Raw genomic sequence first — 14,428 nt, 5'->3', positions numbered from 1 at the left:
TTGGGGGCATGACCACGTTGGCCGCCCCGACCCGCGTGCGGACGCGCGCCCCCGGCAAGATCAACGTGTTCCTGTCCGTCGGTGCGCTGCAGGACGACGGCTACCACGACGTGGCGACCGCGTACCAGGCCGTGTCGCTGTACGAGGACGTCACGGCCGAGCACGCCGACGACTTCTCGGTGACCTTCACCGGTCCGATCGACACGTCGAACGTGCCGGTCGACGAGTCGAACCTGGCGATCCGTGCGGCCCGGCTGGTGGCCGACGCCGCTGGTCACCGGGGCGGAGTCCGGTTGACGATCGACAAGCAGGTGCCGGTGGCCGGCGGCATGGGCGGGGGCTCTGCGGACGCCGCGGCCACGCTGCTCGCCGTCGACACGCTCTGGGGCACCGCCCTCGGGCGTGAGGAACTGCTCCGGCTCGCCGCGCAGCTCGGCGCGGACGTGCCGTTCGCCTTCGCCGGCGGGACGGCCGTGGGCACCGGGCGCGGCGACGAACTCAGCCCCGCGCTGGCGAAGGGCGAGTTCCACTGGGTCCTCGCGCTGAGCGACGACGGGCTGTCGACCCCCGCGGTGTACCGTGCGCTCGACGAGCACCGGGAGCGCTACCGCGCCGACATCGCACCGGCACCGTCCCACCCCGTGGTGGAGTCGAACGTGCTGCAGGCGCTGCGTGCCGGCGACCCCGACCTGCTCGCCGACTGCGTCCACAACGACCTGCAGGCCCCGGCCATGCGGCTGCAGCCCGGACTCGCGTCGACCCTCGAACTCGGCGAGAAGGCCGGAGCGCTCGCGGGTCTGGTGTCGGGCAGCGGCCCGACGGTGGCGTTCCTGGTCGGTGACCGTGACGCCGCGCTCGAACTGCAGGTCGAGCTCAGCGCCGCCGGCCTGGTCGCGCTCCGCGCCACCGGTCCGGTACACGGCGCCCGCCTCGTGCACTGACCGTACGACAGACGCTGACCGTACGACAGATGCCGACCGTACTGACGGTCAGCGGCTGTACTTCCACAGGATGACCGTGTCCGTGTGCCAGTACCGCACGACGTGGAAGCCCTGGTCCTTGAGCGTCTCGGAGACCTCGGGGCGGATGTTCCGCGACTTGGCGCCGACGAACCAGACGGTGTCGATGTCGGCCAGGCGGGCCGGCACGGTCGTGGCGATGTCGCCGTTCACGTTCCAGAGCTGACCGCGCTGCGCACCCGTGCTCGCCACCGCCAGGTCCCGCATGCCGCTGAAGGCCTCGGGGTAGGCATCGGCGATGACCTGCGCCGACGCGGTCGGGTGCTCCCACACGCTGCCGTAGATCACTCCTTCGTCCGAGTCGGTGGTCACGTTCCGCTCGCGTTCGATGATCGCCGCCGCGTTCGCCCAGTGCGAGGACTGCTTGGCGTGCGGCAGTCGCACGATCGTCGAGGTCGGCACGGACACCAGGAGCATCGCGACGACCGCGCCGGCGATCCAGCGCCGCGAACGGAGGGCCGTGATCGCGAGTCCGATCAGGAGCGCGACGAACGGCAGGCTCAGGCTGGCGTACTTGGGGGAGTACAGGTGCTCACCGGCGGCGGTCGCGGCGACCAGCAGCGCGGTGGGCACGATCGTCAGGGGCACGGCGACCCGGACGGCCTGCATGCGGAGGACGTCGCGGGCGGCCCGCGACGGGCGTCGGGCCGCGCGCACCGCCAGCACGACGGCGACGATCATGAGCAGCCACCCGAGGGCGGCGTACGGGTAGACGACCCCGAACCACGCGGTCGCGAACACCTGGCGCAGGGTGGCCCACCCGATGCCGGTGATCCAGCCGACCTGCTTGGCCTGCCCGGCGGCGAGTCCGATGAACGGCAGGACGACCACAGCTGCGGCGGAGGCGGCGACGGCCCAGCGGACGACGACGGCGCGGTCCACCATCGCCGAGGGCACCGTGCCGCTGCGATCGGTCACCGTGGCCTGCCGTCGGGCCGCCCGGTCGGCGACGCCGGTCCACACGAGCACGACGCCGTGCGCCACGACGGCGAGGGACAGGTACACGTTGAACAGGACGGCCACGGCCGCCAGCACGCCGTAGGCGACCCACCACCGCGTCGCGTGGTGCCGCACCCGGGTGCGACGGACCGCGGTCAGGCCGACGAGTGTGAGCAGCGCGGCGAGGGTGGTGACCGTCGCGTACGGGCGGCCCTCGGTGCCGGCCCAGGCGACGCGGGGCAGCAGCAGGAAGACCAGACCGGAGACGACCCCGAGCCGGACACCGCCGAGCCGCCGACCGAGCGCCACCACGAGCGCGGCGGCGATCCCGATCGCCAGGGCACTCGGGAAGCGGAGTGTGAACGGCGAGTAGCCGACCAGCGCGAGCCAGACGTGCAAGAGCGCGTAGTACAGGCCGTGCACGGCGTCGACGTTCTGCAGTTCCGCCCAGAGCGCGGGCCAACTGCGCTGCGCGCTCGTCAGGGTGGCGGCTTCGTCGTACCAGACCGACGGCACCCAGGTGAAGGCGGCAGCGACGACCACACCGACCACACCGACGGTGATCTCCGGCGCACGCACCAGGGTCCGCACGGTCGACAGGGCGAGTGCCCGGAGCCGTGCGCGCGTCGACGTGTCCGACGTCGTGCGTCGGACCGTGACGGTGCCGGTGCGGGGAGAACTCACGCCCGCGACCGTACCGAGCGGCACTGAGCATCCGCCGCGTCCACCCGCTGAGCATTCACATGCAGGGATTCGGCGCGACCGGCCAGAATGACGGGATGGACCCCCTCGTCGCCCCCGTCGCAGCGCTCTCCCCGTGGCGGACACGGCTCGGCTCGCGGACCGCTGCCCTGTCCGACGTCGGCGCCGTCGGGCTCCGGCGGCTGGCCGCTTCACGCGTCCTGGTGGTCGGCGCCGGTGGGCTCGGCGCGCCCGTCGTCGCGTACCTCGCCGGGGTCGGACGGCTCACGGTGGTCGACCCCGACGTCGTCGACGCCTCGAACCTCGCGCGCCAGACGCTCTTCACCGCTGCCGACGTCGGATCGTCGAAGGCCGGGGTCGCCGTCGCCCGGGCCCGCGCCGTCGACCCGGAACTCGACGCCGTCGCCGTGGTCGGGTCCTTCACCCCGGAGCTCGTCGCCGGGCACGACGTGGTCGTCGACGCGGCGGACTCCGTCCTGGTCACCCGAGCGGTCTCGGACGCCTGCGCCGACGCCGGCGTGCCGTTCGTCTGGGGCACGGTGCTCGGTCACGACGGCCAGGTCAGCGTGTTCCGCGACGCCGGACCGGACGGCGTCGACTTCCACGACCTGCACCCCGAGGCCCTGCCCGACGAGGGCTCCTGCGCCCTGGACGGCGTCGTGCCGGCACTGTGCGGCGCCGTCGGAGCGGTGATGGCCGGACAGGTGCTGGCCCTGGTCACCGGCACCGGCGAACCGCTGCTCGGACGGGTCCTGACCGTCGACGCACGCCGCTGGCGGTGGAGCGAGAGCCCCGTCCGGCGCGGACCGGCATCACACCGACCCGTCGTGGTCGCTCCCGCTCGGACCGACCGCATCGCCCCGTCAGCGCTCGCCGCGCGCCTGGCCGACCCGGCGGACCCGGTGGTCGTCGTCGACGTGCGCACCGACGCCGAACGGGCGGACGGGGTGGTCGCCGGAGCCGTCACGGACGACACCGATGCGGCGGACGTGGTCGTCTACTGCGCCCGTGGTCCGCGTGCGGACGCGTGGGCTGCCGCACAACCGGCCTGGAGGCACGTGGCGGTCCTCGACGGCGGGTTCGAGGCCTGGCGCCGCGAAGGGTTGCCCGTGGCGAACGGGCTGATGCCCTGATCCGACACTGATCGGGTCCAGAGCGCCGCTTCCGCGGCTAGGATCGTCGTATCATGACGCAACTGCGGATCCGCGATGCTGCTGCCTTCCTCGGGGTGAGTGACGACACCGTGCGTCGACTCGTCGACGGGGGCACCTTCGACCGGGCCACCGACGACGCCGGTCGCGCCGTCGTCGACGGTCGGCAGGTGGCCGAGTACGCCCGGGCGCGGAGCACCGAGCTGGCCGCCCCGGACACCGGCGTGAAGAGCTCGGCACGGAACCGCTTCGTCGGCATCGTCACCGACCTGGTCGTCGACACCGTGATGGCGCAGGTCGAACTGCAGTGCGGCCCGCACCGCGTGGTCTCGCTCATGAGCGCCGAGGCGGTGCGCGACCTCGGGCTCGAGGTCGGGTCCGTCGCCGTGGCGTCCGTCAAGGCCACGATGGTCACCGTCGAGGCGCCCACCCACCAGGAGGACCCCCGATGACCCGACGTCCTCGCTCGCTGCTCGTGCCCCTCGCCGTCGTCGCGGCGCTCGGCCTGGCGTCGTGTTCCACCGCCGACGCTCCGGCCGGGTCGTCGTCGCCGTCATCGTCGTCGAGCGCGGACGCAGGCGTGTCGGGCTCGATCACGGTGTTCGCGGCGGCGTCGCTCCAGAAGACCTTCACCACGCTCGGCAAGGACTTCGAGCTCGCGAACCCCGGCGCCTCGATCGAGTTCTCGTTCGCGGGGTCGAGTGACCTCGTCACCCAGATCCAGAACGGTGCCCCCGCCGACGTGTTCGCGTCCGCCGACGAGGCGAACATGGCGAAGCTGTCCGCGACCGACCTGGCGAGCGGGTCACCGGAGGACTTCGCGACGAACGTCCTCGAGATCGCCGTCGCGCCGGGCAACCCGAAGGGCATCACGAGCCTCGACGACCTGACCGGCTCCGACGTCCAGCTCGTCACGTGCGCCGCCCCGGTGCCGTGCGGTGCCGCGACGGCGAAGGTCGAGTCCGCCTCGGGCGTCGACCTGCAGCCCGTCAGCGAGGAGCAGTCCGTCACCGACGTGCTCGGCAAGGTCGAGTCCGGTCAGGCCGACGCCGGGCTGGTCTACGTGACCGACGTGCAGGGCGCCGACGGCAAGGTCGACGGTGTCCCGTTCGACGAGTCGAGCAAGGCCGTCAACACGTACCCGGTCGGCGTGCTCAAGGCGTCCGAGGACCCGGAGCTCGCGCAGGCGTTCTCCGACTACGTCCGGTCCGCCACGGGCCAGAAGGTGCTCACCGCCGCCGGGTTCGGGAAGCCGTGACCCGTGGCCTCGCGGGCTGACGGACGGCCACCGGTCGCCTGGTGGCTCCCGCTGCCCGCGGTGCTGGGCGGCCTGTTTGTCGTCGTCCCCGTGCTCGCGATGCTCGGTCGGGTCGACTGGTCGTCGTTCGTCGCCCTCGTCAGCTCGACGGCGTCGCTCACGGCCCTCGGGCTCAGCCTCGGCACCGCGCTGACCGCCACGGCCGTCGCGTTCGTGCTCGGGTACCCGCTCGCCGTGCTGTTCGCCCGGTCCCGGTCACGGTGGGTGGGCGTTGCCCGCGCCGTCGTGCTGCTGCCGCTCGTGCTGCCGCCCGTCGTCGGCGGGCTCGCGCTGCTGGCGGCGTTCGGTCGCCTCGGGGTGGTCGGGGCGTTCCTCGACGACCACGGGCTGCACATCGCGTTCACCACCACGGCGGTCGTCATCGCGCAGACGTTCGTCGCCATGCCGTTCCTGGTCTCCTCGATCGAGGGCGCGCTCCGCGTCGAGGGGGACCGGTACGAGCGGGTCGCCGCCACCCTCGGCGCCGGTCCCACCCGGACGTTCCTCACCGTCACGACCCCGAGGGTCCTGCCCGGCATCGTCTCCGGCCTGGTGCTCTGCTTCGCGCGAGCGCTCGGCGAGTTCGGTGCGACCCTGACGTTCGCGGGCAGCCTGCAGGGGGTCACCCGGACCCTGCCGCTGGAGATCTACCTGCAGCGCGAGGTCGACCCGGACACCGCTGTCGCACTGGCGGTCGTGCTCGTCGTGGTCGCCGTCGTGGTCATCGGCGCCTCGTCGCTCCGGACCCGGGGCGTGGCAGCGTGACCGGGGTCACCGCGCGGATCGTCGTCGGGCGACGCGGGGTCGACGTCGCCCTCGAGGTGGCGACGGGGGAGTGCGTGGCCGTCATCGGGCCGAACGGCGCGGGCAAGTCCACCGTGGTCGAGGCCCTCGCCGGCCTGCTGCCGATCGACGCCGGCCAGGTGGTCCTCGGCGGCACCGTCGTGTCGGACCGGCGGCGGACCGTCCCCGCCCACCGCCGCCGCGTCGGACTCGTCGCCCAACGGCCGGACCTGTTCCCGTTCCTCGACGTGGTCGGCAACGTGGCGTTCGGCCCGCGGGCAGCCGGCGTCCGACGAGCCGCGGCCCGTGCCCGCGCGCTCCGTGCCCTGGCGGCCGTCGGCATCGACGACCTGGCAGGACGGAGCCCCGACGCGCTGTCCGGCGGGCAGGCCCAGCGCGTCGCGATCGCCCGGGCGCTCGCCACCGACCCGGCGGTCCTGCTGCTCGACGAACCGACGTCGGCGCTCGACGTCGCCGCGCGCGACGAGGTCCGTGCAGCCCTCCGCACCGCGATCGCCGGGCGCCCGAGCGTCCTGGTGACCCACGACCCGGTCGAGGTCGTCGCCCTGGCCGACCGGGTCGTCGTCGTCGAGCACGGCCGGGTCGTCGAGGACGGCACCCCAGCGGAAGTGCTCGGACGGCCCACGAGTGCCTTCGCGGCGGCGTTCTCCGGACTCGCGCTGGTGCGCGGGACCGCCACCGCGGGTGGGATCGCGACCGACGGCGGGGGCGAGCTGGCGTCCGGGACGCACGCCGTGCCTCCCGGTCGGCCCGCCCTGGGCGCCTTCCACCCGACGGCCGCCGTGCTCACGCGGGACGGCGCCGGACCGGAGCGCACCGTCACGTCGCTCGAACCGCGGGACGGTCTGGTGCGGGTGCGCTCCGGCGACCTGGTCGCGGACCTGACCCTGGCGCGCGTCACGGCACTCGGGATCGGACCCGGCGACGCGGTCCACGTCGACGTCCCGGCGTCCGAGCTGGCGGTGTACGCGCCACGCGGTTGAGACAATGGACGGATGACCTCCTGGTTCCCCAAGGCGTGGCCCGTGGCCATCCCGATCCTGGCGGCCGTCGTGCTCGCGTTCTCGTACGGCCGCTACGGACTCGGCACCGTGGTCGTGGCGATCGTCGCGGTCGTGCTCGCCGCCACCGTGCTCGCGGCGGTGCACCACGCCGAGGTCGTCGCGCACCGGGTCGGGGAACCCTTCGGCTCACTCGTGCTCGCCGTCGCGGTCACGATCATCGAGGTCGCGCTGATCATCTCGCTGTCGAGCTCCGGCGGTGCCCAGGCCGAGACCCTGGCGCGCGACACGGTGTTCTCGGCCGTGATGATCACGATGAACGGGTTGGTCGGCCTCGCGATCCTGATCGGGACGCTCCGGCACAACACCGTGCGCTTCAACCAGGAGGGCGCGAGCGCCGCGACGATGACGGTGGCCGCGCTCGCCGTGCTGACCCTGGTGCTGCCCACGTTCACCACCGGCACCGACGACGCGTCCTTCACCGGGACGCAGCTCGTCTTCGTGGCCGTGGCGTCGATCGTGCTCTACGGCCTGTTCGTCGTGACGCAGACCGTGGCCCACCGCGACTTCTTCCTGCCGGTCAACCGTGCCGGCGGGGTGCTCGTCGAGTCCGAGGACGCCCATGCCGCACGCCCGTCCGGTCGCACCACCCTGGTGTCGCTCGGGCTGCTGGTCGTCGCCCTGGTCGCCGTGGTCGGGCTCGCCAAGGTGGAGTCGCCCGCGATCGAGGCCGGCGTGGCCGCGGTCGGCTTCCCGCCGTCGTTCGTCGGCGTCGTGATCGCGCTGCTCATCCTGCTGCCCGAGGGCATCGCGGCGTCGAAGGCCGCCGCCCGCAACCGGATCCAGACGAGCCTGAACCTGGCGATGGGGTCGGCGATGGCGTCGATCGGTCTGACGATCCCCTCCATCGCGGTGGCGTCGCTGTTCATGTCGGGCACGCTGCTGCTCGGGCTCGGGTCGTCGCAGATCGTGCTGCTCGCGCTGACGATCGTCGCCGCGGTGCTCACCGTGCTGCCGGGTCGAGCGACGCGACTGCAGGGCGGGGTGCACCTGGTGATCTTCGCCGCGTTCATCGTGCTGTCCGTCTCGCCGTAGGGGCCGCGGTAGCGGCGGCGCGGCGCGGCGCGGCGGCCGGGCGGCGTACCTGGCCGGATCGGGCGTACCTGGTCGGAAGTTCTGCCCCGGTGTGCCCGGAAACACCAGGCATCGCGGGCGTTCTGGGAAGGAACGAGCGGGGGCCGCTCAGCCGCCGGCGAAGGGGGGCATGACGTCGACGACCGCGACTCCATCGAGCGCGGTGGCTCGGTCGCGGGTCGTCACGCCGTCGACCAGGTACGAGCACCGCTCCTGCAGCGCACTCCAGCGCGATGGGTCGGTGGCGGTGACCTCGCGCAGCGCCTCGTCGAGCGTGCCGGCCGCGGTGGTGAGCGTGTCCGCGCCGACCGCCGCCCGGGCAGCGGCGAAGAACCGGATCGTGGTCACCGCTCAGCCGCCGATCGCGCTCATGCCGCGCGTCGGGTGCACGAGCTCGTCGCTGTCGTCGCCGTGGTCGCGCGGCTTCGCCCACATCGCCCGGCGCCACAGCTCGGCCACCTCGTCGTCGGAGACCCCCGCGCGCATCGGGCCGAGCACGTCGGTCTCGGCGTCGGAGAACAGGCAGCTCCGGACGTTGCCGTCGGCGGTCAACCGGGTGCGGGTGCAGTCGGCGCAGAAGGACTCGGTGATGCTCGCGATGATCCCGACGGTGCCGAGCAGCACGCCGATGCCCGACGCAGCGGCGTGGTCACGTGCGTGCACCCGGTACCGCTCAGCCGGGGCGCCGTCACGCGGGGCCTCGTCCGGCGTCAGCACGAACGACGACGCCAGCATCGCCCGGGTCTCGGCAGCGGTCACCATCTCGGTGCGGTCCCAGGCGTGGTCGGGGTCCAGCGGCATCTGCTCGATGAACCGCAGCTCGTAACCGCGGTCGAGGCACCAGCGCAGCAGCTCGGGCGCGGCCTCGTCGTTGATCCCGCGCAGCAGCACCGCGTTGACCTTGATGTCGAGGCCGGCGTCGTGGGCGGCGGACAGCCCGGCGATGACCTTGTCGAGGAACGGGCGGCGGGTCACGGTGGTGAACACGTCCGGGTCGACGGTGTCGAGCGACACGTTCACGCGCCGCAGCCCGGCGTCGTACAGGGCCTGAGCGCGGTGGGCGAGACCGATGGCGTTCGTGGTGAGCGACAGTTCCGGGGTGTCGGGCAGCGCGGCGCACCGGGCGATCACGTCGACCAGGTCGTGCCGGAGCATCGGCTCGCCGCCGGTGAACCGCACCTTGCGCACGCCGAACCGCGACGCCCCGATCCGCACCAGCCGCTCGATCTCGGCGGCGGTCATCAGGGCGTCGTCGGGGGCGAAGGGCAGCCCGGCGGCCGGCATGCAGTAGGTGCAGCGCAGGTTGCACCGTTCGGTCAGCGACACCCGCAGGTCGATCGCACGGCGCCCGAAGCGGTCGACGAGCCCGGCGGACGCCGGGTCCACGGTCGTGCCGAGCAGGGTCGCGGGTGCCATGCGGCTCAGCGTACGTGTTCGACGCGCCGGAACGACAGCCGTTCCCACCAGCGCCGCCAGTCCGACCGGCTCGTGCGCAGGAGCGTGACCACCACGATGACGGCCACGGCGGCGAGCAGCCACCACCGGTAGGCGTCCGTCGACGGCCACACCCCGCGCAGCGCGATGGCGAGCCCGATCGACAGCCACTCCCACCGGCCCGACAGCACCACGAACGGGATGAGCAGCAGCGCGTACCAGGGGTAGCGCGGGGTCACGGCCAGGAACGTCACGCCGATCATCAGGACCTCGCCGGACCACGGCCGCGACGGGTCGGACAGCCGCCACGCGACGAAGGCGGCGAGCAGCACGGCGAGCCCGACCACCACGGTCGCGGCGTCGCCCCGGAACACCAGCGAGACCAGGGCGAAGCGCGAGCCGTCCTCGTAGCCCTCCTCGCTCAGGTAGCCGGGCAGGTACCCGAGCACGTCGAGCCCCGTCGTCAGCACGTACGGCACGTAGAGCAGCCCGAACACGGCGATCCCGACCGGGATCGCCCACCAGGAACGCCACCGGCCGAGCAACGGCGGGTACACGATCGCAGGGATGAGTTTGGTGGCCGTGGCCGCTCCGAGCGCGATCCCGCCCCAGATCGGTCGACCGAACGCGACGAGGACGGCACCCGCGGTCGCGAGCGCCGCGCCGAGGGCATCGACGTGCGAGTTCGTCACGGCCTCCGACGCCACGAGCGGCGACCAGGCCCAGAGCGCCGCCCACCAGGTCGGACGGCCGGTCTTCCGCAGCACCACGACGAGGGCGACGCTCACGACCAGCGAGAGGAGCAGGCCCGCCACCTGGAACGGCATGTACTGCGCGGTCGCCGGCACGAACGCACGGACCGCGGCGAACCAGAGCTGCGCCATCGGCGGGTAGATCGTCGTCACGTCCGGCCGGTTGATCGCGGTGCAGTGGCCGTCCGCGCCGTCGCCCAGGCCGCGGAACCGGGGCTTGATGTCGTCGCACGTGCCGTTCACCTTGTCCGGGAACAGCCAATCCGGCCGCAGGCCGGACAAAGCCGTGGACTGGGGGGTGTGCGCGTACGGTGAGACTCCGGCATGCTGGACGATGCCGTCCCACGCGTACCTCGCCGAGTCGGTGCTCGTGCTCGGGGGGCCGGCCAGTGCCGCGAGACCGACCACCACCGCCCCGACCATGACCACGGCGGTCATCCACCGGGCGGGCACGAACCGCAGCGCGAGCACGGCGATCACGAACACCGTCCAAGCGATCAGCGTCCACGCAACGAATGACGAACGAGTGTCGGATCGGAGGAACCCCAGATGCGTGACGCCGAAGGCGATGACGCCCGCGAGGGCCAGTACCCCGACGACCGCGCCCACGACGGCGAGGCGGGCACCGGGTCCGACGGCGGAGGACGGTCGGACGGCACGCAGTCGGTCGCTCATGGTCCGTCGAGGCTAGCGGGCGTGCGGCACCTGCTGTTCGAGGCGCGGGCTGCTCTGGCATCGCCGAACCGGAACGCGCGTTCCGCGGTGGTGCTCGGACGACTGCTCGGCATCGCCTTCGTGGTCTGCTTCGGCACCGGGATCTACAGTCACCTGCTGCAGGAGCCCCTCGGCTGGATGCGGTTCCCGACCCGGCCGACGCAGCTCTACCAGTTCACGCAGGGCCTGCACATCACCACCGGCATCGCGATCATCCCGCTGCTGCTGGCGAAGCTCAACACGGTCATGCCCGCGCTGGTGCAGGTCCCGCCGGTGCGCGGCGTGCTGCACCTGTTCGAGCGGCTGTCGATCGCCGTGCTCGTGTCGGCGTCGATCATCCAGGTCACGACCGGCCTGCTCAACACGTACCAGTGGTACCCGTGGCCGTTCCCGTTCCGCCAGGTGCACAACGCGATGGCGTACGTGATCATCGGGTCACTGATCATCCACATCGCGTCGAAGCTGCCGGTGATCGCCCGCTACTGGCGGAAGCGCGACTCCTACGACGAGCAAGGCCGGTTCATCGCGGACCCCGCGTCCGGCAGTGAGTTGCTCCCACCCGTCCGGGAGGCCCGGGGTGCGTCCGCCCCGCCGGCTGCGGTTGCCGAGACGGCCGGTTCCACGGCCCCCGGCCTGCTCGGCCGCGTGTTCCGCTGGATCGACGGCGTCGACGCGGTCGACGCAGCCCCGGACGAACCGGTGGCCGACGTGCCGGAGCCGACCCGAGCCTCCCGGTCGGTCGACGAGCAAGCACAGGGTCGACGCCAGCGGATCGCACGACGCGGGTTCTTCGGCGGTGTGACGGCCGCGGTCGTCGGCGTCGTCGCCCTGACGGCGGGGCAGTCCTCGAAGCTCGCCGAACCGTTCAACGTGTTCGGCGCGCGCCAGCGCGGTCTCGGCTCGAACGGGCTGCCGGTCAACCGCACCGCCCGCGCGGCGGGTGTGCTCGCCAGCGCGACCGCCGCGGACTGGACGCTGACCGTCGTCGGACCCGACGTGACCCGGACCTTCGTGCGCGCGGAACTCGTCGCCCTCGGCACCACCGAGGTGGATCTGCCGATCTCGTGCGTCGAGGGGTGGAGCCAGATGGGCAGCTGGAAGGGCGTGCGGATGCGCGACCTGCTCGGTGCCGTGCAGGCCGGACCCGGATCGCACGTGCGCGTCACGAGCCTGGAACGGCACGGCGGCTACCGGATCATGGACATGGGGCCGGAGTACGCCGAGGACCCGACCACGCTCGTGGCGCTCGAGCTGAACGGTGCGACGCTCGACCTGGACCACGGGTTCCCGGCGCGGATCATCGCTCCGGGGCGACCGGGCGTGCTGCAGACCAAGTGGATCGAGAAGATCGAGGTGCTGCGGTGAAGGCCGCGCGGATCGTGCTCGTCGTGCTCGGCGTGCTGGTCATCGCGTTCGGGGCGTACGTCCTCGTGACGTCGGTGTCCCCGAAGCGCATCGGCGGGTTGGCCGCCTGGCTGCTCGGTGCGGTCATCCTGCACGACGCGATCCTGTCGCCGTTCGTCGTCGGCGCCGGACTGCTCCTGCGCCGGGCGGGGCGGACGCTCCGGGCCTGGGTGCTCGTGGTGGTGCAGACGGCGATCGTGCTCGGCAGCGTGCTGGCCCTGGTGGTGCTGCCCGAGATCGCGGCGAAGCGGCACGGGCAGAAGAACCCGACGGTCCTGCCGTTCGACTACGGCACGCGGTTGCTGATCGTCGAGGGCGTGCTGCTGCTCGTGGTGGTGGCGGTGCTCGTCGTCGGGGTGGTCCGTGCGCGGCGGACGCGTTCCGGTGGTGCGCGCGCCGACGGTGCGCGCCCCACTGGTTAAACCGACAACCATTCGGTAGGATGCAGACATGACCGACGAGACCCCGTGGCTCACCCGCGAGCAGCTGCGCGCGTGGATGAAGCTCGTGGCCGTCATGGAACTCCTGCCGGCGGCGCTCGACCAGCAGCTGCAGCGTGACGCGGACCTGACGCACTTCGACTACATGGTCATCGCGATGCTCTCCGAGACCGACAGCCGCACGCTGCGGATGTCGGCCCTGGCCTCAGCGACGAACGCCTCGCTGCCCCGGCTGTCGCACGTGGTGTCCCGGCTCGAGAAGCGCGGACTCGTGACGCGCTGCCCCTCGACCTCGGACCGCCGGGCGACCGACGTCCGGCTCACCGACGCCGGGTACGCCACGATCGTCGAGGCCGCTCCGGACCACGTCCGCACCGCACGCCACGTCGTGATCGACGCCCTGAGCGACGAGCAGGTCATCCAGCTCGACGGCATCGCGGCCGCACTGCTGACACGGCTCGATCCCGAGGGGCGGTTCGCTGCCCTGACGTACCCGCGAGACGACGACGACACCGCGATCTGCGAGGCCCGGCTGACCGGCGCCAGCACCGACTGAACGGCGCTGTGCGCCCGGGGCTGCAGGCTCGGTCGTTGCAATAGGCTCGGCCCATGACCGACCCCGCCGCGCCGTCCGACACGTACTCCTACCTCGGACCCGCCGGCACCTTCACCGAGGCGGCCCTCAAACTCGTCGAGGCCGCCGCCGGCAAGCCCTGGCGGAGCGTCAACAACGTCGGTGAAGCGCTCGACGACGTCATGTCCGGCCGCTCGGTCGGCGCGGTCATCGCGATCGAGAACAGCGTCGACGGCGGCGTCAGCGCGACGCAGGACGCCCTCGCCCGGATCCCCGGTGTGCGGATCGTGGGGGAGTACCTGGTCCCGGTCGACTTCGTGCTCGTCGCGCGCCCCGGCACCGTGCTCGCCGACGTCCGCACCGTGAACGCCCACCCGGTGGCGTACGCGCAGACCCACAACTGGCTCGAGGCGAACCTGCCCGGTCACGGCCACATCCCGGCGTCGTCGAACGTCGCCGCCGCCCTGGCCCTGCTCGAGGCGAACCCCACCGCCGACGCCGCCGTCGCACCGCCCGGCATCACCGACCACCACGACGTCGTCGTGCTCGCTTCGTCGATCGGCGACAACGCCTCGGCCGTCACCCGCTTCGTGCTCGTGTCGAAGACGCTGGCGCTGCCCGAGCCGACCGGTGCCGACAAGACGAGCGTCATCGTTGAGCTGCCCGCCGACCACCCCGGCGCCCTGGTCGACATGCTCGAGCAGTTCGCCACGCGGGGCATCAACTTGGGGCTGCTGTCATCGCGGCCGATCGGTGACGAGCTCGGCCGCTACCGGTTCGTCATCGACCTGGACGGCCACGTGCAGGACGAGCGCGTGGCCGACGCCCTGCTCGGTCTGCGGCGGTTCAGCCCGCGCGTGACGTTCCTCGGGTCGTACCCGCGAGCCGATGGCGCGCAGCCCGAGGTGCCGGCGCGCTACTCGGACGCCGCGTTCGTCGAGGCGCGGGACTGGCTGCGCGCCATCGTGTCCGGCGAGCCCGACGCGGGCTGACGGTTGCTGATCGGCCGGTGCTGCCGCTCGGCCGCTGCTGCCCGCTGCTGCTGCTCGGTGCGAGGTTGATC

At 72.7% G+C, this 14,428-nt stretch carries 15 protein-coding genes; 11 read left to right on the top strand and 4 right to left on the bottom strand.

From position 1 onward, the window contains the following. The first annotated feature begins 8 nt into the window (after positions 1–8). The gene (locus tag DEJ14_RS14790) at positions 9–941 is read left to right on the top strand and encodes a 4-(cytidine 5'-diphospho)-2-C-methyl-D-erythritol kinase (RefSeq protein WP_111084697.1); all 933 of its coding nucleotides are present in this window, start codon (positions 9–11) and stop codon (positions 939–941) included. Positions 942–989: 48 nt separating this feature from the next. Here DEJ14_RS14790 and DEJ14_RS14785 read toward each other — a convergent pair whose 3' ends face one another. After that, entirely contained in the window at positions 990–2,642 is a 1,653-nt protein-coding gene (locus DEJ14_RS14785) for a glycosyltransferase family 39 protein (protein WP_181437456.1), read from the bottom strand. Between the two features lie 95 nt (positions 2,643–2,737). Between DEJ14_RS14785 and DEJ14_RS14780 the strand changes: the two genes are divergently transcribed. From DEJ14_RS14780 to DEJ14_RS14755, 6 genes are read left to right on the top strand one after another with little or no spacing between them, the layout of a single operon-like run. Next, positions 2,738–3,793: a HesA/MoeB/ThiF family protein gene (locus tag DEJ14_RS14780; protein ID WP_181437455.1), complete on the top strand. Its 1,056-nt coding sequence runs from the start codon at positions 2,738–2,740 to the stop codon at positions 3,791–3,793. Between the two features lie 53 nt (positions 3,794–3,846). Further along, the gene (locus tag DEJ14_RS14775; RefSeq protein ID WP_111084694.1) at positions 3,847–4,263 is read left to right on the top strand and encodes a TOBE domain-containing protein; all 417 of its coding nucleotides are present in this window, start codon (positions 3,847–3,849) and stop codon (positions 4,261–4,263) included. Then, positions 4,260–5,069 carry a molybdate ABC transporter substrate-binding protein gene (modA, locus tag DEJ14_RS14770; RefSeq protein WP_111084693.1) on the top strand — a complete coding sequence of 270 codons (810 nt, stop codon included), beginning with the start codon at positions 4,260–4,262 and terminating at the stop codon, positions 5,067–5,069. Before DEJ14_RS14775 ends, modA begins: the two co-directional genes overlap by 4 nt. Positions 5,070–5,072: 3 nt before the next feature. Further along, positions 5,073–5,873, top strand: coding sequence for an ABC transporter permease (locus tag DEJ14_RS14765; protein WP_111084692.1), 801 nt, complete (start codon positions 5,073–5,075; stop codon positions 5,871–5,873). Further along, on the top strand, positions 5,870–6,895 hold the full coding sequence (locus DEJ14_RS14760; protein WP_111084691.1) for an ABC transporter ATP-binding protein: 1,026 nt from the start codon (positions 5,870–5,872) through the stop codon (positions 6,893–6,895). Before DEJ14_RS14765 ends, DEJ14_RS14760 begins: the two co-directional genes overlap by 4 nt. Before the next feature lie 12 nt (positions 6,896–6,907). After that, positions 6,908–8,008, top strand: a complete 1,101-nt coding sequence (locus tag DEJ14_RS14755; RefSeq protein ID WP_111084690.1) for a calcium:cation antiporter — start codon at positions 6,908–6,910, stop codon at positions 8,006–8,008. Between the two features lie 147 nt (positions 8,009–8,155). Here DEJ14_RS14755 and DEJ14_RS14750 read toward each other — a convergent pair whose 3' ends face one another. From DEJ14_RS14750 to DEJ14_RS14740, 3 genes are read right to left on the bottom strand one after another with little or no spacing between them, the layout of a single operon-like run. Beyond that, positions 8,156–8,395, bottom strand: coding sequence for a MoaD/ThiS family protein (locus tag DEJ14_RS14750; protein WP_111084689.1), 240 nt, complete (start codon positions 8,393–8,395; stop codon positions 8,156–8,158). 3 nt (positions 8,396–8,398) lie between these two features. Then, positions 8,399–9,463 carry a GTP 3',8-cyclase MoaA gene (gene moaA / locus DEJ14_RS14745; RefSeq protein WP_111084688.1) on the bottom strand — a complete coding sequence of 355 codons (1,065 nt, stop codon included), beginning with the start codon at positions 9,461–9,463 and terminating at the stop codon, positions 8,399–8,401. A 5-nt stretch (positions 9,464–9,468) separates the two neighbouring features. Continuing rightward, the gene (locus tag DEJ14_RS14740) at positions 9,469–10,908 is read right to left on the bottom strand and encodes a glycosyltransferase 87 family protein (RefSeq protein WP_111084687.1); all 1,440 of its coding nucleotides are present in this window, start codon (positions 10,906–10,908) and stop codon (positions 9,469–9,471) included. A gap of 21 nt (positions 10,909–10,929) precedes the next feature. On the opposite strand from DEJ14_RS14740, the gene DEJ14_RS14735 reads away from it, so the two are divergent. The 4 genes from DEJ14_RS14735 to pheA are packed head-to-tail and all read left to right on the top strand — an operon-like array spanning position 10,930 to position 14,357. After that, positions 10,930–12,312: a molybdopterin-dependent oxidoreductase gene (locus tag DEJ14_RS14735; protein ID WP_181437454.1), complete on the top strand. Its 1,383-nt coding sequence runs from the start codon at positions 10,930–10,932 to the stop codon at positions 12,310–12,312. After that, positions 12,309–12,773 (top strand): hypothetical protein, encoded by a 465-nt coding sequence (locus DEJ14_RS14730; RefSeq protein WP_111084686.1) that lies wholly within the window; start codon positions 12,309–12,311, stop codon positions 12,771–12,773. The genes DEJ14_RS14735 and DEJ14_RS14730 overlap by 4 nt, the downstream gene beginning before the upstream one ends. 28 nt (positions 12,774–12,801) lie before the next feature. Then, entirely contained in the window at positions 12,802–13,347 is a 546-nt protein-coding gene (locus DEJ14_RS14725) for a MarR family winged helix-turn-helix transcriptional regulator (protein ID WP_111084685.1), read from the top strand. Positions 13,348–13,400: 53 nt separating this feature from the next. After that, positions 13,401–14,357 carry a prephenate dehydratase gene (gene pheA / locus DEJ14_RS14720; protein WP_111084684.1) on the top strand — a complete coding sequence of 319 codons (957 nt, stop codon included), beginning with the start codon at positions 13,401–13,403 and terminating at the stop codon, positions 14,355–14,357. Positions 14,358–14,428: the final 71 nt, after the last annotated feature.

This window comes from Curtobacterium sp. MCJR17_020 (assembly GCF_003234365.2).
Taxonomy (GTDB): domain Bacteria; phylum Actinomycetota; class Actinomycetes; order Actinomycetales; family Microbacteriaceae; genus Curtobacterium.
This window is presented reverse-complemented; position numbering and strand designations above follow the sequence as displayed.